The sequence below is a fragment of the Oscillibacter sp. genome (assembly GCF_032060045.1).
Classification (GTDB): Bacteria; Bacillota; Clostridia; order Oscillospirales; family Oscillospiraceae; genus Oscillibacter.
In genome coordinates this window covers 31,421-52,793 of the sequence record NZ_DAMBZJ010000002.1, presented here as the reverse complement: position 1 = coordinate 52,793, position 21,373 = coordinate 31,421, and the positions used below count along the sequence as shown (strand labels likewise).

The window sequence follows — 21,373 nt, the reverse complement described above, 5'->3', positions numbered from 1 at the left end:
CGCCGCCTCCTTTCCGTCTCCGGGTGCATGCAAGCTTGCACAATTATCCGGCCTTCACGCCGGAGAGGTCCATCACGTAGATGGGATAAAACCGATACCCGTCAAGCCCTACCCGGACGGCGACTAAATCGCCCAAATCCTGCAAGTATACGTTGGCGGCGTTGGCCGCCAGATTTTCCTGCATCTGCTTGTACAGGTTCACCAGCTCCGCATCGTCGCCGGCGCTGGAGACCAGTCGGGTCTTTTTAAACAAAGCGTCGTATTCCGCGTTGCTGTAATTTACAAAGTTTTTGCCATAACCGGAGGTAAACCGTTCCAGCATGGCCTGGCCGGTCATGCTGCTGGCGTCCACACCCACCACGGTGGACTGGTAGTTCCGGTCTGTATAGACCCGGCTGACCCAGGTGCTCCAGTCCACCAGCTCAATTTTGGCGTTGACGCCCGCAGCCTTCAGCTGCTCCACCAGCACCTGCGCTGTGTCCACATGGGGTTGATAGTTGGAGGGAACGGTGATGGTCAGGTCAAAACCGTTGGGATACCCGGCCTCTGCCAGCAGGGCCTTGGCCTTTTCAAGGTTTTGGGTATAATAGTCGGTGACGGAATCGTCAAAATACTTGACAAACGCCGGGTACATGCTGGACCCAAGAGGCTTGCCTGTCCCGTTGCCCGCAAGATCAATCACCTGCTGCTTGTCCACGGCATAGCAGAGGGCTTGACGCACCCGCAGGTCGTCCAGCGGCTTTGCAGCGTTATTCAAATAAAGCGCCTGAACAAGGTTCATGGTGCCGTTCAATACCTGAAAGCCGTCTCTCAACTGGGCGGCCTGTGTGGGCGTGAGATGGGCGCACAGGTCCAGCGCCCCGCTTTGCAGGGCCAGCACCATCGCGTCACCACTCTCGAATATTTTAAAGGTCACGTTTTTCAGGGCGGGTTTGTCCCCCCAATAGCCGTCAAACCGCTCGAGGACAATGGAGTCCCCTGCAACCCGCTTGACGAATTTGAAGGGCCCGGTGCCCACGGGAGCCGTGGCCTGCGCGTCGTAATCCTTGGGGAGAATGGCAGTGGTAAGGGCCGCCAAAAATTCGCTCTCCGCCGAGTTCAGTGTGATCACCACGGTTTTTTCGTCCGTCGCTTTGACCGACTGAATAGCAGAAAACGCCTCCACCAGCGGGGATTTTCCCTCACCGGCGTCGGCGCAGCGTTCGATGGACCAGACCACGTCGTCCACGCTCACCGCCGCGCCGTTGTGAAACGTCACGCCCTCACGCAGAGTGAAGGTGTACACCGTTCCATCGGCTGATACCTCGTGGTGGCTGGCGACCGCGTCGATCAGATCCCCGTTGGGAGTGGGCTTTACCAGCCCCTCGAATACGTTGAACATGACTTCTCTGGTCCCTGCCGATACCGTAAGGTGTGGGTCAAGGCTTTCGTCTAAATCCTGAGAGATGCCCACGGTGATGGAATCCGTCGCGGGCACCAGGCCGTTTCCGCCCGTGCTTTGGCCTCCTGATGCGTTGCTTGCGCTGCTGCCGTTCCCACAACCGGAGAGTACGGCGCAAAGAAGTGTCGCCAGAAATCCTGCCAAAATTCGCTGTTTCATTGCTTTCTCCTTCCCCTGGCGGCCCATTGGGTCCACCGGGTTTGAAAAAATTTTTGGCTCCTATTCAGTTTTCATCTAAAAAAAGGGGCCTTGCGGGAGGTTCAGAAAAAACGTTCCGCAAGGCCGTATTTTACACGATTTCGCCCAGAATTGCAAGAGGATTTTACGGTTTGCCCTGCTCCTCTGGGCTTTTTTCCGAAGCGCCCGCTTCCACGGATCCGGGCTGCGTTCCTCCCGCAGAAGACGCCCCAGGCACAGGCGTTTCACCGCAATAGTAGGCGGGGTTGATGGGCATTCCCCGCTTTTTCAGGCGGCTGTTTACGCAGAACTCCACAAGGGTATTGATGCACGCAAACACGGGCACGCCGAAAAACATTCCCGGAATGCCGAAGAAGCTGCCGCCCACCAGAATGGCGATGATGACCCAGAGGCTGGAAAGACCGGTCCGGTCGCCCAGAATCTTGGGGCCGATTACGTTGCCGTCCAATTGCTGAAGGGCGAGAACGAAAATTACAAAATACAGTGCCTTGATCGGAGAGTCCAGCAGAATCAGGAAGGTGCTGGGAATCGCGCCCAGAAAGGGCCCAAAGAAGGGGATCACGTTGGTCACGCCCACGATGACGGACACCAGCGGCGCATAGGGGAACTTGAATAGGCTTGAGCAGATGAAGCAAAGAATACCGATGATTAAAGAATCCAGCAGCTTGCCGCGGACAAAGCCGCTGAAGATGCGGTCTGCCTTTCCTGCGGCCCGGAAAATCCAAACCGCCTGAGAGGGGCGGAAAAAGCCGCACACCAGCTTGCGGACATAGGCTCCGCAGCGCTCCTTGGTGGCCAGCAGGTACACGGAAACGATGGCCCCCACCAGCAGATTTTTCAGTAGGTTCAGCGCCGAAAGCACGCCGCCGCCCACGGCGGACATCAGATTCCGTGCCTGAGGAAGCACTTGATCGGTAATCAACGTGGACAGGTCCTTGTAATACACGTTCAACTGGGCCGTGACCCAGGATTCCAGAGAGGGGTTCTGTTCCAGCAGTCCGGCAATCCAGACATTGATGGTATTGTAGTAGTTTTCCATGTTTGCGATCAGCCGCAGAATGCTTTTATAGACCTGAGGCAGAAGAATGCTTAAAAGCAGATAAGTAAAGACGGAAATGACAATCCACGTCATGAGCAGGCTGACCGCTCGCACACTGGTGGCTCGAAGCGAGCCGTCTCCCCTCAGAATGGAGCGTTGGCCCCGGGCAATGCGCTGGTCGAAAAAATCCACCACGGGGGCCAGAAGATAAGCCATCAAGGCTCCGTAAACAATCGGTTCCAGCGCCGTGAACAGACGCAGCAGCAGCACCACGGCCGCCCGCTCTCCAAACAGCACGTCGTAAAACAGGAGAATCGCTGCCGCGGTCAAAAATACGGTGACACCAACCTTCCAATATCTGCTCTGCCGCACGCGGCTTCGCCTCCTTTATTCTGGCCGCAAATTGCGAGCCATTTTTCGTTATTGTAACACGGGGAGAAAGAGAATTGCAATACCGCGTGTGGCATGCTATACTGTTTCAGCGGGTTTGAAGACCCCTGTTTTTTAACTATTTACAAATTCTTAATGGCTTGCAGACAGGAGATCCGCTATGAAGGATAAAAAGCTGCTTCTAATTGTAAATCCACGGTCGGGGAAAACGCAGTCCCGCTCGCCGCTGTTTGAAGCGCTGGGGGTTTTTTCTGACGCGGGCTACCTTATGAAGATTCACAACACGGTGGGCGCCTGCGACGCAACGGAAACGGTGGCGGCGGAAGGGGCGAATTACGACGCGGTGGTCTGCGTGGGTGGAGACGGGACGCTGAATGAGACGGTTTCCGGTCTGATGCGCCTTGAGAATCCACCGATACTGGGCTATATCCCCCGGGGCAGCACCAACGACTTTGCCGCAAGCCTCGGGATTCCCAGCGGAGCGGTGCAGGCGGCCCGCAATGCCATGGCCGCAGAGGCACGCAAGCTGGACATCGGAAAATGGAACCGGCGGTATTTTGTGTACGTGGCCTCTTTCGGCGCCTTTGCGCGCACGTCCTATACCGCGTCTCAGGACGCGAAAAACGCATTGGGTCATTTTGCCTATATTTTGGAGGGGATGAAGGACTTAAACACGCTGCGACCCTATCGGCTCCGCATCATGGCCGACGGGGAGACGCTTGACGGGGAATATCTGTTCGGCGCGGTGTGCAATTCCACCTCCATCGGCGGGCTGATGAAGCTGGACCCGGAACGGGTGGTGCTGGACGACGGAAAGTTTGAAATGCTGCTTGTCCCCAGCCCCAAAACCGCCATTGAGCTGAACAACCTCATTCTGGCGCTGCTGAATCAGGAGTATGACCGGGGCGGACTGGTGTTCCGCCATGTGTCCTCTATCCATATGGAGACGGAGGACGAGGTTCCGTGGTCCCTTGATGGAGAGTATGCCCCCGCCGTGTCCTCGGTAGACATTGAAAATCGAAAGCAGGCCCTCTCCTTTTTGCTGGGCTGAGGGCGCTTACAGGAAAAAGGATTTGGCAGAATGAAGGAACTGAACGTGAAAACGCTTCAGGCCCTTTGGCGGGACCATACGCCGGGGCTTTTGGGGCGGAAAAATGAATTTGCGGTGCTGTGCCCCTTTGTGCAGCGAGAAGACGGCCTGCATTTGCTGTTTGAGGTGCGCGCCGCCACGCTGCGTCGTCAGGGTGGGCAGGTTTGCTTTCCCGGCGGACGGATGGAGCCGGGAGAGACGGCGGAGCAGTGTGCCCTGCGGGAGACGGAGGAAGAGCTGTGTATTCCCCAAAGCAGCATTCAACTATTGGGCCGGTCGGACTATCTCTGCCAGCCGGGGCACTTTTTTCTTCAGCCGGTGCCGGGGCTGGTGGACGAGGCGGGTTTTCGCGCCCTGCGTCCCTCCCCGGCGGAGGTGGCAGAGGTGTTCACCGTGCCGCTGGAATTTTTCCGCAGTACCCCTCCGGAGATGTACTTCTATACATTGGAGCCGGAAAGCCCTTCGGACTTTCCCTATGACGCGGTGGGCGTTTCCCCGCCCTATAACTGGGAGGGCGGCGAGGTGGACGTTCCCATCTGGCGCTGGGAGGGCCGCGCCGTTTGGGGCATGACCGGACGCATCGTGAAAAACCTGATTGAAACCATGGAGACTTTTTAGGGAGGTATTTCCTCCTCCGAATATAAAACCGGCGCAGCCAACAGGCTGCGCCGGTTTTGCCATTCTCTGTGGATGGAGACGGAGGGCCGGGTGGCATCCAGGCCGCCGCCCGGGGCGCGGTTATTAGCCACAGATATTTAGCTGACATTGAGCGCGGCGACAAGGTGCCTAAGCTGGAGACATTCATCCTCATTCTCAATACGCTGGCGGCCCCGGCGGACGACGTGCTTCAGGACAGTCTGGTGGCGGGCTATGAGGCCAAGAGCAACTACATTCTCAAGAAGCTGGAGGTCCTTGACGTGACCCGCCGAAAGCAGGCGCTGGATATTCTGGATGGTGTGATTTCTTCCCTAAAAAACGATTAAAAACCTTTGAACGTGCGCGTTCAAAGGTTTTTCTTGCAAAAAATGAACATTCAGCATATAATATAAGGCTGTGCAAAAAAACATGCAATACTTGCGTGCCTGACAGGCGGGCGCGTGGCGCGGGGACGCCCGAGACCCCGCTATACAATAAGGAGAAGAACAAAATATGCAGAATGAAAAACTGAGAAATGTCGCCATCATTGCCCACGTTGACCATGGCAAAACCACGCTGGTGGACCAGATGCTCAAGCAGGGCGGTGTGTACCGCGAAAATCAGGAAACGGTGGAGCGCGTGATGGACTCCGGCGACCTGGAGCGGGAGCGGGGCATCACGATTCTGGCGAAAAACACCGCCGTGCGTTATAAGGACACGAAGATTAACGTGGTGGACACCCCGGGCCACGCGGACTTCGGCGGCGAGGTGGAGCGCATTTTGAAAATGGTCAACGGCGTTATTTTGCTGGTGGACGCCGCCGAGGGCCCCATGCCTCAGACCCGCTTTGTTCTCAGCCGCGCGCTGGAGCTGGGCCACCGAGTCATCGTGGTGGTGAACAAGATTGACCGCCCGGACCAGCGCATTCACGAGGTGGTGGACGAGGTGCTGGAGCTTTTGATGGATCTGGACGCCACCGCCGAGCAGCTTGACAGCCCCATGCTGTTTTGCTCTGCGCGGCAGGGCATCTGCTCTTACACGCCGGAAAACTTGGGAACCGACTTGGACCCCCTGTTCGAGACGATTCTGCAATACATTCCCGCGCCAGAGGCAGACACCCAGCAGCCCTTCCAGATGCTGGTTTCTTCCATCGACTATAACGAGTTTGTGGGCCGCATTGCCATAGGCCGCATTGAGCGTGGCGTTTTGAAGCAGAATCAGGAGATTGCGGTTTGCAATTATCATGCGCCGGAGGCCACGCCCCGCAAGGCGAAGGCCACCGCCATCTATGAGTTTGAGGGCCTCGCCCGCAACGCCGTTACCCAGTCCACCGCCGGCAACATCATCGCCATGAGCGGCATTCCCGACGTGACCATCGGCGACACCATCTGCGAGCTTGCCAACGTGGAGCCGCTGCCCTTCGTTGCCATCTCCGCCCCCACCATGGAAATGACCTTCTCCGTGAACGACTCGCCCTATGCGGGCCGGGAGGGAAAGTTTGTCACCTCCCGCCAGCTCCGGGAGCGGTTGTATAAAGAGACGCTGAAGGACGTGTCCCTCCGGGTATCCGACACGGACACCTCCGAGGCCTTCAACGTGGCAGGCCGTGGCGAAATGTCCCTGAGCATTCTGATTGAGACGATGCGCCGCGAGGGTTATGAGTTTCAGGTGTCTCCCCCCCGCGTGCTGTACAAAGAGATTGACGGGAAAGAGGGCGAACCTATCGAGCGGCTGGTGGTGGATGTGCCCGGCGACAGCGTGGGCTCGGTGATTGAAAAGCTGGGCCAGCGCAAGGCGGACATGCTGGAGATGACTCCGGTGGGCACCCGTATGCGGATTGAATTTCTGATTCCCGCCCGGGGACTGTTCGGCTATCGGAATGACTTTTTGACCGACACCAAGGGCGAGGGCATCATGGCCTCCATCTTTGAAACTTACGCCCCCTATAAGGGCGATATTCAGCGCCGGGGCAGCGGCTCTATGATTTCCTTTGAAACCGGCGAGTCCATCACCTATGGCCTGTACAACGCACAGGAGCGGGGCACGCTGTTTATCGGCCCCGGCGTGCCGGTGTACGGAGGAATGATCATCGGCGTGAATCCCCGCAATGAGGACATGACGGTGAACATCTGCAAGAAAAAGCAGCTCACCAACACCCGGGCCTCCGGCTCGGACGAGTCGCTGCGTCTGGTGCCGCCCCGGCAGATGAGTTTGGAGCAGTGTCTGGAATTTTTGGCGGACGACGAGCGGCGTATGAAGTCCCTCCACGGAAAGAAATAAGAAAATCGGGTCAAATAGTTTGGCCCGAACAAATGAAAAAGGTCCGCGGAGGAACTTCCTCCGCGGGCCTTTTAAAATTAAGTTCAGTTTCGCAGGAGCTTGACAACCTGCTCCGCATCCTGCGGGGTCATGTCGGCCATAGGCCCGGTTAGACCGGTGGGAAGTTTGCAGATGACAAACACCCCTTTGATATCCAAGACGCTTGTATCCCCTTGGGCGTTCACCAGATAGGCAGTCATGTTGGAGGGGAGCTTCTTTTTCTCGCGGTTTCCATCCAGCAGAATGTAATAAAAGCCGCGATACAACGAAAACGTGTTGACTTCGGTGGATTGCAGACCGGCAATGCTGCTGTAAATTTTCTCAATTCGGTCGGTGGGAACCTGCATATAGCAAAGCGACTGACCGGGGAATTTTACGAGCACGGTGATTTTTTCCATAAACTGCACTCCTTTCCGGATATCCCGGCGGGGGCTTGCGGATTTGAAGATATTTTAACGGATTTATCCCGTGATGTCAATGTTCGGAAACTTTTTTGACTTTCCAAGCGTCTCAAGATACAATAACAGGCGTGGCGAGAGCCGCGAGGATTTTCAAAGGAGGACTATGCTGTGAAGAAAAAGAGAATGGGTGCGCTGCTAAGCCTTGTGCTGTGCGTCGCTTTGCTGGCCGTTCCCGCCGCCGGAGCGGAGGCAGAGCCGGTGGCTTCCGCCCCTCTGGGGCCCACCCTGCTGGACGGCACGGTGAAGCAGACAAACGAGGGAACACTGCTGCTGACCAAAGAAAACGGCAGTCAGGTAATCGTAGGGTATAACGAGACGACCTACATAGTGGATGCCACCGACGGCATGCCCGCAAGCATGACCGGACTGAAGGACGGGGAGAGCGTACGGATGTATGTGGGACCCGCCATGGCGTTGAGCGAGCCGCCGCAGACCCGGGCTGTCATAATCCTACGTAATTTGCCGAAAGACAAAAAGGCCCCCACCTATCAGCAGGTGGCGGCAGTGGACACGGTGAACGAGAGCGGTGTGGCGCTTACCACCCGGGAAGGGGAGCGGATGACCGTGCCCTTTGACGCGAAGACTTCACCCTATCTGACGAAAAACCTTGTTACCTATCGGAACCTGATTCCCGGAACATGGTTTTTGGCTTGGAGCAGCGGCGTCGAGGTGACTCGGGCGGTGCTGTTCCCCTACGATGGTCTGCCCTTTACCGACGTGGAGAAGAGCCACTGGGCTTATGACGACATTCTTGCCGTCACCTCTCGGGGCCTTTTGCAGTGCGATTCCACGCTGGCGTTCCGCCCTGGGGACGCACTGACCCGGGCAGAGCTGGTAAAAGCACTCTACGAGCTGGCGGGCAGTCCTGCGGTGATTCAGTCCATTCCCGGGTTTGAAGATGTGCAGGATGGCGGAGATTATATGAACGCGCTGACCTGGGCTGTGGGCAACAAGCTGGTGAATGGCTATTCCGACAACACGTTCCGCCCCAACGAAGTGGTGTCCCGCCAGCAGCTTGCGGTGTTTCTCTATCGATGGGAACAGCATCGGGGCGGTGGCTTTCAGGGCGCGTGGATGTTTCTGCTGGATTACTCCGACCGGGACAGCGTTTCCCAATATGCCTATGAGGGCGTTGCATGGTGCGTTACAAACAACATCCTCTCAGGCCGGTCCGACGGGACTTTGGCGCCACGCGCCTCTGTGAGCCGCGCGGCCGCTTCGGCCATGCTTCAGCGGTATCTCACCTATCAGGCCAATGCCCGCAGCAGCGGCTAATGCGCCCACAGGTGAAGACACTCCAATCTGATTTCCAATAAAACATCCGCCGCGCGGCCCTTTGGGTCGTGCGGCGGATGTTTTTCAGTGATGGATCACCGTTTTCACTCAGGCAAACACCGTTTGAATCAGCACCATGTAAAGGGCTGTTCCCCCGGCAATGGACAAAAGTACGTTTCCCTTCCACCAATGGAGCAGGCCCACCGCAACAATCGACACCGCCTCCGGAATCCCGTGGGACGGAGCGAAGAGCGAGACGTTCCGCAGGCAGTATACCACCAGCAGGCCCATGGCGGCGGCCGGAAGAAGCTTTCCGAGATACTCCACGGTTTTGGGAATTTCTTTCCCCTCCGGCAGCAGTAAAAAGGGGAGCCACCGGGTTAGCTGCGCCCCTATGGCGACGGCCAAAATGATGATCACTGTTTGCATCGCGTTCAGGTGCAAAGTTTTTTCCTCCCTGCCAGAAGAATTGCAACAATTGTAAGCATAGCGGGAATCACCAGCTTGTCCGGCCCGAACGCCAACAAACACGCCGCCGTGGCACCGATGCCGATGAGTCCGGCGGGCCGGTTTTCCCTCTTTTTCCACTGCTCCATAAACAGCACTACGAACAGGGCTGTCAGGGCAAAATCCAGGCCTGCGGTGTTAAAGGGAACGAAGTCCCCCAACAGGCCACCCAAAGCCGTGCCCCCCACCCAGTATAAATAGTCCAGCAAGGAGATGGAGAGGTAAAAATATTTCTTATCCACGCCTTCCGGCAGTTCCACCGTGGAAACGAGGGAGAACGTCTCATCGCATAAAACGTAAACCAGCGGAATGCGGGCCTTGCCCAGACCCCCGTATTTTCCAAGCATGGCAATGCCGTAAAACAGATGGCGGGCGTTCACCATGAAAGACAAAAGTAAAGCCTGAACAGGATCGAATACCGTGGTCAGCAAAGAGATCGCCACAAACTGCATGCTTCCGCAAAAAGCCACGGCGCTCATAAGCGTGGACCAGAGGGGGCCGTAGCCTTTGGCGTTCATTAAAACACCGTAGGCAATGCCGAGGAAGAGAAAGCCGGTTAACACGGGGACAGTGTGAGGAAAGGCGGCGCGCAGGGCGGGGCCGAGACGGCGTTCCGTAGGATTCTTGGGTACGTTCATGAATTCAGGTCTCCTGTTCCTGCACCGCCCGCAGCCGATCCAGCTTTTTGTTTCTGAAATAAAGGAGAACGTCGGTTCCCACCATCAGGAAATTCGTCAAATACAGGAAAAACACCCAGTCAAACCGCACCAGAACCTTGTTCAGCATACCGCAGATGTAGCCTATTTCGATAATGATGAGGAAAAACAGGCTTTTGCCCACGGTGGAACGGGTCACCCAGGATTTGCGGATATTTACCGGCCACGAAAGGCCAAAGCAAACCAGCATCAACGCTTCAAAAATACTCATGAAGTTTTTCCTCTTTTTTGTCATAAATCCGCGTCCGATGGGCGTGGGCCGGGCATTGCCGCCGTTTTACATTTTTTCGGGCGCGTCCACGCCGAGAAGCTTCAGTCCGCTGCGCAGAACCGCGCGGGTGCAGTCTGCCAGTTTCAGCCGTGCCTGTGCCAGCTCCGGAGCCTCCCCCTTGATGCGGCAGGCCGTGTAGAATCGGTGGAAGCAGGCGGCCAGCTCCTGTAAATATCGATTGATGAACGAGGGGTCATAGTCTCTGGCGGAAAGACGGACGATTTCGCAGAACTGGGCCAACTGTTTAACCAGCGCCTGCTCCGCCTCGCCGTTCACCTGCGCCATGTCCACGTCTGCAGCGGCGGGAACGCGCAGCCCCTCGCCCTCCATGGCCCGCAGCAGCGAGCAGATGCGGGCGTGCGCGTATTCCACGTAGTACAAGGGGTTCTCGCTGTCTTCCCGGACGGCAAGCCCCAGATCAAACTCCATCTGGGTGTCCGGCTTGGCGTTGAAGAACCACCTTGCCGCGTCCACGGGCACCTCGTCCAGCAAATCGCACAGGGAGATGGCCTTGCCCGTGCGCTTGCTCATGCGCACGGCCTCGCCGTCCCGCAGCAACTTCACAAGCTGCATCAGCACAATGTCCAGCCGGTTTGCGCCGTCCAGACCCAGCGCGTCCAGCGCGCCCTTGATGCGGGCAACGTGGCCGTGGTGGTCTGCGCCCCAGACGTTGATCACCTTGTCAAAACCACGGACGGCCAGCTTGTTGCGGTGATAGGCGATGTCGGCGGCAAAATAGGTGTAAAATCCGTTGGCCCGGCGTAGTACGTCGTCCTTCAGCTCCAACTTTTCAATGTCCGCATCCTTTTTTCCCTCTCGGCGAAGGTTTGCAGCCATAATTTCTGCGGTTTTCAGCCACAGGGCTTCATCCTTTTCATAGGTAAAACCCGCTTCGGTGAGCTTGTCCACCGTCTCTGCCACGTAGCCGGACTCGTGGAGCGAGGACTCGTAAAACCAGGTGTCGTACTGAATCTTATACCGGGCAAGATCGGTCTTCATCTTAGGCAGGTTCACGCTCAAGCCAAATTGGGCAAGCGTATCCCGCCGGGTATCCATGTCCGCGTTGGCCAGTGCATCTCCGTGTTCGGCGCGGTAGGCCTGAGCCAAATCCCGGATGTCCTCACCCTGATACCCGTCCTCCGGGAAGGGAACCGCGTCCTCGCCCTGAATGAGCTGGAGGTAGCGGGCCTCAATAGACTGGGCAAATTTTTCAATCTGATGGCCCGCGTCATTGACGTAAAATTCCCGGGATACCTCCGCCCCACAGAAGGAGAGGACGGAGGCCAGCGTATCGCCCAGCACGCCGCCCCGGGCGTTACCCATGTGCATAGGGCCGGTGGGGTTTGCGGAAACGAATTCCACCATGATTTTCCGACCCGCGAGCTCGTCGTTCTGGCCGTACTGCTCCCCCTCGCTCTCCACGGCGGAGAGCACGTCGCCAAACCACGCCTGCCCCAAATGAAAGTTTAAGAAGCCGGGGCCGGCGATTTCGGCGGAGTCAAAATAGCTGCCTTCCAGTGAAAGGCGCTCCAGCAGCGCCTGTGCAATGGCACGAGGCGGCTGGCGCAGGGCCTTGGACGCGGCCAGCGCGAAGGTGGTGGTATAGTCGCCGTTTTTCGTGTCCTTGGGAATTTCCACAGGGACGGAGGCGATTTCCGCCTCGGGAAGGGTCCCGTCGGAAACGGCGGCGCGATAGGCGCTTCTGGTCAGCTCCGCCGCCTGGTCCTTTGCTTTTTGAATCATATGCAACATGGTATATCCCTCATTTTCATTGGTGTGGTGATGGAAGGCGCGTTCCCTCCGTCAGCTTTTGGGCCGCACGCGGATTTTAAATGCGTTTTTCCCCGTGGCGGTGTGGTCCACCGCAATGGAATATCGGATTTCAAGAAGGCCGCCTCGCTCCGTCAGGCTGTGGCGCAGGAAGCTGGTTAAAATGTCCACGCTCAGCTCCCCCATGGGCGTTTCATACAGCGATGTGTGCTGACGCCCCTCTTCGAAAATCATCTGCGAGTTCACCTTGCCCGCCCGGGTCAGAATAACCTTTTGCCCCCGCAGTTCAAAGGTGGTGACGGTGCCCTCCATCCCGGTAAGGGCACTCTCTTCATAGCGCAGCAGCAGCCCTTCCGGGAGCGGGCGCAGCGTCCCCTCGGTGGTCAATTCTGTGCCGTCGGGGTCGCAGTCATCAAAATACTGCTCTCCCCGCACAGAGATAATCACAGGCAGGGGCGGGCTTTCAGTATCGGTCGATATCAATTTGATTGGCTCCATGGCGCAAATCCTCCCGCAGGAACCAGGAGGCGGTTTCCTCGAAGCTCTCCACCCGGTCGCTGACATAATATGTGGCGTCGCCCTGACGGTTTTCGCGGTTTCGCAGTTCTCCCGCCTTCAGCAGCCGTTTCAGCTCAAAGGCGGACTCTTCTCCCGCAGACACCAGCTCCACCCCCGGCCCCATTACTTCGCCGATAATCTCCTCCAATAGGGGATAGTGCGTGCAGCCCAGAATCAAGGTGTCCACCCCCGTCTCCCGCATGGACGCAAGATACTCCTGGGCCACGGTTTCAATCACGGCGTCACCCTTCCGGAAACGCCCGTTTTCAACCAAGGGGACAAACAGAGGACAGGCCTTCGAAAACACCTGAATCTCCGGGTCCAGCTCCGCAAGGGCCTTTGCGTAAGCCCCTGCTCGGACGCTGGCCTGCGTGGCAATCATGCCAACACGCTTGTTTTTTGTCACGGCGGCAGCCCGGCGGCAGGTGGGTTCCACAACGCCCACCATGGGCAAATCGTTTTCCGCCTGCAGCGCGGGCAAAGAGGTGGTGGACACGGTGCCGCAGGCAATCAAAATCGCCTTGAGGTCAAAGGAACGCAGGAACCGCACGTCCTGCCGCGCATATTTCAAAATCGTCTCCCGGGACCGGCCCCCGTAAGGGACGCGGGAGGTGTCTCCAAAGTAAATCAAGTCCTCCTCGGGCAAAATCTCCCGCAGGGAGCGTATGGCGGTCAGCCCGCCAAGGCCGGAATCGAACACGCCGATGGGTCGCTTATCCATGCAAAGTGCCTCCATATCTGTGGCTGTAAGGGCCATATTCCTATCATATAGCCCCAACTTGACCATTATACTATGTATGTGAACCCCGGGCAAGACAGATTTTAGGCTTTTTTCCCGGTTTTTGATGTGGAATTTCCAAATGGAATTTGGTATAATGCTGAAAGGAACGGCCTTGCGGCCGAAAAAACCGGATGAGGGAGGTGTTTGTCGTGAAGATCGAGCTGACGGAGCAGCAGTATCGCTATCTGCTGGATCTGGTGTACATCGGGAATTGGGTGATGAACTCCGCCCGTGAGGACGACCGCATTGTGGAATACGATAAGGTGGAGAGCCTGATCTTCTCTCACTGCCCCGCCCACGGAATGCATAAGCTGGCGGAGCATCTGGACGGGGAGATCATCCCCTCCCGCGCGTTTGCCGACGGCGGAATCCACGAGGCCATCGCAGATTACGAGGATGTGGTGTTCTATGAGATTTTGGCGGAAGAGCTGGCTTTGCGGGACATGGACGGAGAGCCCATGACCAGAGAGAACTACAACGAGCTGATGGAGCGCATTGATACTTATATGGATGAGTTTGAAGAGCATGGGACGGACCACATAAACGTGGAACTGGACGAGTAAGCAGAGTGAATTTCGGGGATAGAATAGAGAGAGAAGAACAGGGAGGAACACTGAAGATGGCAGAAAAGGCAAAGGTTTATTTTGCGGATTTCCGGGCTCCAAGCTGGAGGGAGAATCTGCCCCAGAAGCTGGCGCGCCTGATGATGACCGCTGGATTTGGCGACATCGACATGGAGGGGAAATACGCGGCAATCAAAATGCACTTCGGCGAGCCGGGGAATTTGGCGTATCTCCGGCCAAACTGGGCCAAGGTAGTGGCAGACCTTGTAAAGTCTCAGGGCGGAAGACCTTATCTGACGGACTGCAATACACTGTATATCGGCGGACGGAAAAACGCCCTGGACCACATTGAGTCGGCCTATGTCAACGGCTTTTCCCCCTTTTCAACCGGCTGTCATATTCTGATCGGAGACGGGCTGAAGGGCACCGATGAGGTGCTGGTACCGGTGGCGGGCGGCGAATACGTGAAAGAGGCTAAAATCGGCCGGGCGGTGATGGATGCGGACGTGTTCATCTCCCTGACCCACTTTAAAGGCCATGAACAGACCGGCATGGGCGGTACGCTGAAAAACATCGGCATGGGCTGCGGTTCTCGGGCGGGGAAGATGGAGATGCACAGCTCGGGTACGCCCTATGTCAAGCAGAAGCGGTGTATCGGCTGCGGTGCCTGCGTAAAAATCTGCGCGCACGACGCGCCCACCATCACCGACGGCAAGGCCACCATCGATCCGGACAAGTGCGTTGGTTGCGGAAGATGTCTTGGGGTTTGCCCCAAAGACGCGATTTTTGCCGCCAACGATGAGGCTCCTGCTATCCTGAACAGAAAAATTGCAGAATATACCAAGGCAGTCGTGGATGGACGGCCCTGTTTCCATGTGTCGCTGGTGCTGGACATCTCTCCCAATTGTGACTGCCACGGAGAAAATGACGTGCCCATCGCCCCGGACGTGGGGATGTTTGCCTCCTTTGACCCGGTGGCGCTGGACCAGGCCTGTGCCGACGCGGTAAATGCGCAGCCCGCGATGGCGGGTTCCGTCCTGTCGGACGGGGCGTGGGACTGCAATTGCGGCGACCATTTCGTTGCCCTCCACCCCGACACTGACTGGCGGGTGTGTCTGGAGCACGGGGAAAAACTGGGGATTGGAAACCGGGAATATGAGCTGATTAAGATTTGAGAAACAAAAACGCGGGCTTCGGAATCCTCCGAAGCCCGCGTTTGTTTGTCAAAAACCTTCCGCCCCGCTGCGTTCTCTAATAAATATGGAAAGGCCATTTCCATCCCTGCAAAATTTCCAGCCCTGTTCGCCTAGCGCATTCCATTGCGTTTCCAAGTCGATCACTTTCTTATCATAGTTGAAGCCCGCCTCAAAATTGAATTTTACAAACTTATATTCGTATTGCTTCATAAGAATCCGTCCTTTCAGATCTGGGCGTGATTGCTTCCGACCACAAATGACCCGCCATTATAAAAATTACTGAAAATGTGCCTTATTTTAGCTGGTCCAGCGTCAGGGAGAAGCTGTCCATAAAAGTTTCGAGAAAGTAGTCCACCTCGGGAAGGCCGAAGGCCTCCAGAGCGACACGGGTCTGGCGTGCCGCGTCTCCAAACTCCCCGTTTCCTGCTTTGACTTCTTCCGCGCATTTAATATAGGCGGAGAGCTTGTCCGCCGCCTTTACCAGCGAGCGCAGCTCCGGGTCGGGGATTTCCAGAACCGGCGCATAGCATTCCCGCAGCTCCGGGGGAAGCATTTCCAGAAGCTTCCGGGTGGCCTCCTCCTCCACCTCATGATAGGCGGAGCGGATGGAGGGACTGTAATACTTAATGGGGGTGGGCATGTCGCCGGTGAGAATTTCCGACGCGTCGTGATACAGCGCGGCCGCCGCCGCCGCGCCGGGGTCCACATGACCGCCGAAGCGCTTGTTGCGGATGAGGGCCAGCGCATGGGCCAGCACCGCCGTCTGGTGGCTGTGCTCTTGCACGTTTTCCGGGGCGGTGTTGCGCATCAGCGCCCAGCGGGAGATGAACCGCAGCCGGGAGATATACGCAAAAAAGTGGCTTTTCATGGTGTTTCCTCCAATTCTCCCAGCAGGGAAAACCCCTTTGTGCCGATGATGCGAGTGGCAAGCACCCGGTTGTGAAGGTGTTCGCTGCCCGAAACCAAAACCTCCGTATAGTTGGGCGCGTGGCCGGAGAAGAAATTTCCCTTGGCCTGTTCAAACAGCACAGGGTATACCTGTCCCACACAGCCCTCAAGATATTCCTTGCGCATTTCGTCCGCCACAGTGGCGGTCCGGGCGGCGCGGTCCTCTTTCACCGCGGCGGGGATTTGTGCAAGCTCTGCTGCCGGAGTGCCGGGACGGATGGAATAGGGGAAAATATGCATCCGGGCAAAGCCGCATCGGCGGATAAAGTCCAGTGACTGGGAAAATTCCTCCTCCGTCTCGCCGGGAAAGCCCACAATCATATCGGTGGTGACGGCGGGGCGGTCGAAGGATTCCTTCAGCAGCGCAACGGAGCGGAAATACCGGGCGGTGTCGTACTTCCGGTTCATGCGCTTCAAGGTTTCGTCGCAGCCGGACTGCATGGACAGGTGGAACTGGGGGCAGAGATTGGGCAGCTTCGCGGCCCGGCGGCAAAAGTCCTCATCAATGGTCCGGGGTTCCAGACTACCCAGCCGCAGCCGAAGACCGGGGGCGGCGGCGCTGAGAAGTTCCATCAAATCAATCAGGCTCTGCCCCGTTTTTAAATCTGCGCCCCAGGAAGAAATTTCAATCCCTGTGAGCACCATCTCCCGATAGCCCGCAGCCGCAAGATCCTTGGCTCGCGCCGCCGCCTCTTCCGGCGGCAGGGAGCGCACGGGACCCCGGGCGTAGGGAATGATGCAGTAGGAACAGAAGTTGACGCAGCCATCCTCCACCTTCAGCATGGCCCGGGTGCGGCCCTCCAACCCTCCTGCGGGCAGAATTTCAAAGGCGCGGCGATCAAACACCCGGTCCACGGACTCCATGGGTTTGCGGTCTTCCAGCTCCTGCTCCAAGAGGTCCAGAAAGCCCATTCGATCCCCGGTCCCCGCAATCAGGTCCACATCCAGCTTGCGCACGTCCTCAGGCCGGGTTTGGGAATAGCAGCCACACACCGCCACCACCGCTTCGGGGTGCTCCCGCCGCGCGCGGGAGAGCATCTGGCGGGACTTCTGGTCGCTGACCGCAGTGACGGAGCAGGTGTTCACCACATAGGCGTCCGCTGCACCGGAAAAGGACGCGATTTCGTGACCACGGCGGGAAAGCTCCTGCTCCATGGCTTGCGTCTCATATTGATTCACCTTGCAGCCCAGGGTATAAATAGCGATTTTCATGGATTCTCCTTGCTATTTCAAACAATTTTCTTTATAATAATACGATTGAGCCGCAATGGGCGGCACAACTCTATTATACGTGTATTTTACCGCCGGGGCAAGCCCCAATCAAAGGAGTGTTCTCATGATTTATCTCGACCACGCCGCCACCACGCCGGTGCCCAGGGCGGTGGCGGAGGAGATGTTCCGCGTGCTGACAGAGGATTACGGAAATCCCAGCTCCCAGTACGCCTATGGCCGCCGGGCCAAGGGTCTGGTGGAGGACTGTCGTGAAACCGTGGCGCAGGCCCTTGGCTGCGAGGCGGCGCGTCTGTTTTTCACCTCCTGCGGAACCGAGTCGGACAACTGGGCCTTCACCGCAGCCTTGTGGCAGAATCGGCGGGTAGGGCGGCATATCGTCACCACTGCCGTGGAGCACAGTGCCGTGTTGGAGCGGTGCCGCTGGCTGGAACAGGATGGGTACGAGATCACCCGTATTCTCCCGGACAGGGATGGGAATATTCCAGCGGAAAAGGTGTTGGAGGCTGTCCGTCCAGACACGGCGCTGGTGAGCGTGATGTTGGTGAACAACGAAACGGGAAACATTTATCCCATTTCGGAGATTGCCGCCGGACTGGGCGCGAAAAACGAAAAAACCCTGCTGCATACCGACGCGGTGCAAGGCTTTTTGAAAGTTCCCTTCTCCGCCAAAACACTGGGCGCGGACTTTATTGCCCTCTCTGCCCATAAAATCGGGGGACCCAAGGGAATTGGGGCGCTGTATATCGGCGGACGGGTGCGCGGACCTCGCGCCTTGCTGCCCGGCGGCGGGCAGGAGTCCGGCTTTCGGGCCGGAACGGAGGCTACCGCCCAGATTGCGGGCTTTGCCAAGGCGACAGCGCTGCGAATGGAAAACTTTGCGGAGAATCTGCGGCATATGGCGGAGATCAAAGCCTACGCCGTGGAACGGCTCGGGGAGATTTCGGATTTGAGGTTCGTCGCAAGGGGAACCGCGCCCCACGTGTTGTCCGTCTCCATGCCGGGGTATCCCAGCCAAAACGTGGTGAACGAGCTGTCTGAGGCGGGCATCTGCATTTCCGCCGGGTCTGCCTGCCATCAGGGAAAACCCAGTCAGGTAACGGCCGCGCTGGGTCTTGAAAAGCGAGTTGCTGCCGGAGTGGTGCGGCTGAGCTTTGGCCCGGAAACCACGAAGAAAGAGATCGACGCGGCGGCGGATGCCCTGCGTCTGCATCACGACACTCGCTTTCCCATGCTGTGACGCCCCGGAAGTTAGCCCCGCGCAAAAACGGGTATGAACTATTTTAAGAACGATTGAGGTAATTATGTTTTCCGTGCTTCGCCAAAAGCCCGGCTTTTATGGTCGGCTGTGGAAGCTGTCGCTTCCGATTATTTTACAAAATCTTATTACCACGTCCCTTGGCTTTGTGGACACCTTCATGGTGGGGCTTTTGGGTAACGATCAGCTCTCCGCGGTCACCGCCGCCAACACGCCGATCTTTCTGGTGCAGGTGGTCATTTTCGGGGTGATGAGTGGGCTGACGGTGCTGGTGTGCCAGTACTGGGGCAAGGGAGACACCGTTTCCATCAACCGGGTAATGGGAGTGGCGGCCTATGCGGGGCTTGCCGTTTCGGGAATTACGGCGCTGGTGCTGTTTTTCTTTCCGGCGTGGGTGATGGGCCTTGTCACCAACAATCCGGGACTGATTGTGCTGGGCGCGCCGTATGTGCGGATTGTGGGCGTATCCTATGTGTTCAACGCCGTCAGTTCGGTGTATGTAGGAATGCAGAGGAGTACGGAAAATCCCGGCTTCGGCATGGTGGTGTTTGCCATTTCCATGCTGCTGAATACATTTTTGAACTACTGTTTAATTTTCGGAAATTTCGGTGCGCCCCGGCTGGAAATTAAGGGTGCGGCGCTGGCCACGCTGACTGCCCGGGTGGTGGAATTTGCCATTGTGTTTGTTTACGCCATCACCAACCGGCGGATTCCGTTGGCGCCACGAGCGCTGTTGTGTCCCGGCAAGCCCATGGCGAATAGCGCGGTGGTCTATGCAGGACCGGTTATTGTAAACGAGACGTTGTGGGGCCTTGGCACCTCCGTGATGACCGCCATCATGGGGCACTCGGTGATCAGCGCGGATATGCTGGCGGCCTATGCAATCATGGGCAACATCGACAAATTTGCAACGGTGGCCTGCTTCGGGTTGGCGGGGTCCACCGCTGTCATTGTGGGCAAGCGCATCGGGGAGCGGGCCTCGGAGGAAGAGGTTTACAACCTGAGTTATTGCCTTTTGCTGGTGTCGTTTTTGCTGGGCGTGATGGTTGCCGTGGTGCTGGCGGTGCTGTTGCCCACGCTGTTCATCCCGATTCTCTACCCGTTGTTCAACCTGACGGAAACCGCCGTAAAGGTGGCGGTGACTATGTGCGCGGTCTACATCGTGATGATGCCCATGAAATCCTTTGACATATCCAACATCACCGGGGTGCTGCGCGCGGGCGGCGACGCACGGGCGGCGGCGATTCTGGACCTGCTTCCGCTGTGGCTGGTGGCGGTGCCGCTGACGGCGCTGACGGGACTGGTGATGCAAGCGCCCATTTGGCTGATGTGCCTGTCCATTTACTCGGAAAATATCTGCAAGATGCCCGCCGGATTCCTTCGGTTTAAAAGCCGGAAATGGATTAACGACGTGACCATCCGCGAGGAAGAGGCATGAACAGTCTGTTCCGCTGCCCCCTGTGCGGCACGGCGCTGGAGCGGACAGAGCGGACCTATGTCTGCCCCGGAGGCCACAGCTTTGACATCGCAAAAGAGGGGCATACGCATCTGCTTCCTGCAAATCAAAAGCATTCCGCCGCCCCGGGGGATGACTCCGGCATGACCTCCGCCCGGCGGGACTTTCTCTCTCGGGACTACTACCGTCCGCTGCTGGACGCGCTGTGCGCTTTGGCTGTCTCCCACACAGGGCCAGAGCCCGGGGTTTTGGACGCGGGCTGCGGAGAAGGATATTACACCGCCGGAATTGATCAGGCGCTGCGCGCGGCGGGAAAGCGCCCCCGCATGGCTGGGACGGACATTTCCAAAGCCGCGGTGCGTCTTGCGGCGAAACGGGATAAGGCCGTGGAGTTTGCAGTGGCATCCTCTTATCGGCTGCCGCTGGCGGATGGGTCGGTGGACCTGCTATTGAATTGCTTTTCCCCTCTGTGTGTTTCGGAATTTCGGCGGGTGCTGCGCCACGGCGGAAGCTTTTTATATGTGGTGCCGTCGGCCATGCACCTGTGGGAGTTGAAGGAGGTTCTCTATAACGAGCCCTACCCCAACGAGGAAAAGCGCACGCCCTACGAGGGCTTTTCCTATGAAACCATCCTCCCGGTGGAGGGGCGGATCGAGCTGAATTCTCAAGAGGAAATTCATGCGCTGTTTCAGATGACACCCTATTACTGGAAAACACCAAAAGAGGGGACGATTCGGCTGGCTGCCATGGAGCGGCTTGCAGTCCGCACGGGGTTTCATATTCATGTTTTTCGGGCGGAGTAACCCAACATGCAAAACCGATCTAAAAGCCGCCTGAAGAGGAGTGTTTACCGCTATAGGTACAAAATGTGACCCAAGGGTAACGCAAGTGGTACGGGAGAAGAACAACGCCAAGTCATCGTTATGATGGCTTGGCGTTGTTCTTCTAATGGCAATCATTTTAGGTATCTGCGTGTTTTTGAGTAACGGTTTTTCAGTTTTGTATATCTTCTTTTTGTTACTATCTTGTACATTTTTGATATTGTGTGCTTGCAAGTACAATACAGACAATAGGGGGGAGAATAAGGTCACAGCGTTGGCGGCCTACTACTTTGCCAACAAGTGACCAGACTCCGACTGGGTGGTACTGCCAGTAGCCAGCTTTGACGCTTATTTCGGCACCACATGGACGGAGGGGACTGAAGCAGATTCCGGAGATCATCATGGAGCACTGGGATACTGAGTACGGGCTGTGCAGGTATCGGGTAACA

Annotated in this window: 22 protein-coding genes; 10 read left to right on the top strand and 12 right to left on the bottom strand. The window is 57.3% G+C overall.

Features of this window, described 5'->3' with window-relative positions; all coding sequences use genetic code 11:
• Positions 1–43 precede the first annotated feature (43 nt).
• Positions 44–1,600 (bottom strand): ABC transporter substrate-binding protein, encoded by a 1,557-nt coding sequence (locus tag RT018_RS01245; protein WP_312938719.1) that lies wholly within the window; start codon positions 1,598–1,600, stop codon positions 44–46.
• A 163-nt stretch (positions 1,601–1,763) separates the two neighbouring features.
• Complete coding sequence (locus RT018_RS01240) at positions 1,764–3,050, bottom strand: AI-2E family transporter (RefSeq protein ID WP_312938717.1); 1,287 nt, start codon at positions 3,048–3,050, stop codon at positions 1,764–1,766.
• A gap of 178 nt (positions 3,051–3,228) precedes the next feature.
• Here RT018_RS01240 and RT018_RS01235 point away from each other — a divergent pair, with 178 nt between their 5' ends.
• From RT018_RS01235 to typA, 4 genes are all read left to right on the top strand, one after another.
• Positions 3,229–4,119, top strand: a complete 891-nt coding sequence (locus RT018_RS01235; protein ID WP_312938716.1) for a YegS/Rv2252/BmrU family lipid kinase — start codon at positions 3,229–3,231, stop codon at positions 4,117–4,119.
• A 30-nt stretch (positions 4,120–4,149) separates the two neighbouring features.
• Positions 4,150–4,776, top strand: a complete 627-nt coding sequence (locus tag RT018_RS01230; protein WP_312938715.1) for a CoA pyrophosphatase — start codon at positions 4,150–4,152, stop codon at positions 4,774–4,776.
• A gap of 56 nt (positions 4,777–4,832) precedes the next feature.
• Positions 4,833–5,141: a helix-turn-helix domain-containing protein gene (locus tag RT018_RS01225; RefSeq protein ID WP_312938714.1), complete on the top strand. Its 309-nt coding sequence runs from the start codon at positions 4,833–4,835 to the stop codon at positions 5,139–5,141.
• A gap of 166 nt (positions 5,142–5,307) precedes the next feature.
• Entirely contained in the window at positions 5,308–7,074 is a 1,767-nt protein-coding gene (typA, locus tag RT018_RS01220) for a translational GTPase TypA (RefSeq protein WP_312938713.1), read from the top strand.
• A gap of 83 nt (positions 7,075–7,157) precedes the next feature.
• Here the strand turns inward: typA and RT018_RS01215 are convergent, their stop codons facing one another.
• Positions 7,158–7,511 carry a hypothetical protein gene (locus RT018_RS01215; protein ID WP_312938712.1) on the bottom strand — a complete coding sequence of 118 codons (354 nt, stop codon included), beginning with the start codon at positions 7,509–7,511 and terminating at the stop codon, positions 7,158–7,160.
• A 171-nt stretch (positions 7,512–7,682) separates the two neighbouring features.
• Here RT018_RS01215 and RT018_RS01210 point away from each other — a divergent pair, with 171 nt between their 5' ends.
• Positions 7,683–8,849, top strand: coding sequence for an S-layer homology domain-containing protein (locus RT018_RS01210; RefSeq protein ID WP_312938711.1), 1,167 nt, complete (start codon positions 7,683–7,685; stop codon positions 8,847–8,849).
• Between the two features lie 108 nt (positions 8,850–8,957).
• On the opposite strand, the gene RT018_RS01205 is transcribed toward RT018_RS01210, so the two are convergent.
• The 6 genes from RT018_RS01205 to murI all read right to left on the bottom strand — a co-directional run bounded on the left by RT018_RS01205 (position 8,958) and on the right by murI (position 13,392).
• Positions 8,958–9,293 carry a branched-chain amino acid transporter permease gene (locus tag RT018_RS01205; protein ID WP_312938710.1) on the bottom strand — a complete coding sequence of 112 codons (336 nt, stop codon included), beginning with the start codon at positions 9,291–9,293 and terminating at the stop codon, positions 8,958–8,960.
• A complete protein-coding gene (locus RT018_RS01200; protein ID WP_312938709.1) occupies positions 9,284–9,994 on the bottom strand; it encodes an AzlC family ABC transporter permease in 711 nt (236 codons plus the stop codon). Before RT018_RS01200 ends, RT018_RS01205 begins: the two co-directional genes overlap by 10 nt.
• Positions 9,995–9,998: 4 nt before the next feature.
• Positions 9,999–10,283, bottom strand: coding sequence for a hypothetical protein (locus RT018_RS01195; RefSeq protein WP_312938708.1), 285 nt, complete (start codon positions 10,281–10,283; stop codon positions 9,999–10,001).
• Between the two features lie 66 nt (positions 10,284–10,349).
• Positions 10,350–12,095 carry an arginine--tRNA ligase gene (argS, locus tag RT018_RS01190; RefSeq protein WP_312938707.1) on the bottom strand — a complete coding sequence of 582 codons (1,746 nt, stop codon included), beginning with the start codon at positions 12,093–12,095 and terminating at the stop codon, positions 10,350–10,352.
• Between the two features lie 51 nt (positions 12,096–12,146).
• Positions 12,147–12,611 carry a DUF1934 domain-containing protein gene (locus RT018_RS01185; protein ID WP_312938706.1) on the bottom strand — a complete coding sequence of 155 codons (465 nt, stop codon included), beginning with the start codon at positions 12,609–12,611 and terminating at the stop codon, positions 12,147–12,149.
• Positions 12,577–13,392, bottom strand: coding sequence for a glutamate racemase (gene murI / locus RT018_RS01180; protein ID WP_312938705.1), 816 nt, complete (start codon positions 13,390–13,392; stop codon positions 12,577–12,579). Before murI ends, RT018_RS01185 begins: the two co-directional genes overlap by 35 nt.
• A gap of 209 nt (positions 13,393–13,601) precedes the next feature.
• Between murI and RT018_RS01175 the strand changes: the two genes are divergently transcribed.
• Positions 13,602–14,015, top strand: a complete 414-nt coding sequence (locus tag RT018_RS01175; protein WP_312938704.1) for a hypothetical protein — start codon at positions 13,602–13,604, stop codon at positions 14,013–14,015.
• Positions 14,016–14,071: 56 nt separating this feature from the next.
• Positions 14,072–15,190, top strand: coding sequence for a DUF362 domain-containing protein (locus RT018_RS01170; RefSeq protein WP_312938703.1), 1,119 nt, complete (start codon positions 14,072–14,074; stop codon positions 15,188–15,190).
• Positions 15,191–15,238: 48 nt separating this feature from the next.
• Here the strand turns inward: RT018_RS01170 and RT018_RS01165 are convergent, their stop codons facing one another.
• The 3 genes from RT018_RS01165 to mtaB form a co-directional block, all read right to left on the bottom strand.
• On the bottom strand, positions 15,239–15,421 hold the full coding sequence (locus RT018_RS01165; RefSeq protein WP_312938701.1) for a hypothetical protein: 183 nt from the start codon (positions 15,419–15,421) through the stop codon (positions 15,239–15,241).
• 82 nt (positions 15,422–15,503) lie between these two features.
• Positions 15,504–16,079: a 5'-deoxynucleotidase gene (gene yfbR, locus RT018_RS01160; protein WP_312938700.1), complete on the bottom strand. Its 576-nt coding sequence runs from the start codon at positions 16,077–16,079 to the stop codon at positions 15,504–15,506.
• Complete coding sequence (mtaB, locus tag RT018_RS01155) at positions 16,076–17,371, bottom strand: tRNA (N(6)-L-threonylcarbamoyladenosine(37)-C(2))-methylthiotransferase MtaB (RefSeq protein WP_312938699.1); 1,296 nt, start codon at positions 17,369–17,371, stop codon at positions 16,076–16,078. Before mtaB ends, yfbR begins: the two co-directional genes overlap by 4 nt.
• A 124-nt stretch (positions 17,372–17,495) precedes the next feature.
• On the opposite strand from mtaB, the gene RT018_RS01150 reads away from it, so the two are divergent.
• From RT018_RS01150 to RT018_RS01140, 3 genes are all read left to right on the top strand, one after another.
• A complete protein-coding gene (locus RT018_RS01150; RefSeq protein ID WP_312938698.1) occupies positions 17,496–18,629 on the top strand; it encodes a cysteine desulfurase family protein in 1,134 nt (377 codons plus the stop codon).
• A gap of 64 nt (positions 18,630–18,693) precedes the next feature.
• Positions 18,694–20,085 (top strand): MATE family efflux transporter, encoded by a 1,392-nt coding sequence (locus tag RT018_RS01145; RefSeq protein WP_312938697.1) that lies wholly within the window; start codon positions 18,694–18,696, stop codon positions 20,083–20,085.
• Positions 20,082–20,906, top strand: a complete 825-nt coding sequence (locus tag RT018_RS01140; RefSeq protein WP_312938696.1) for a putative RNA methyltransferase — start codon at positions 20,082–20,084, stop codon at positions 20,904–20,906. The genes RT018_RS01145 and RT018_RS01140 overlap by 4 nt, the downstream gene beginning before the upstream one ends.
• The last annotated feature ends 467 nt before the right edge of the window (positions 20,907–21,373 follow it).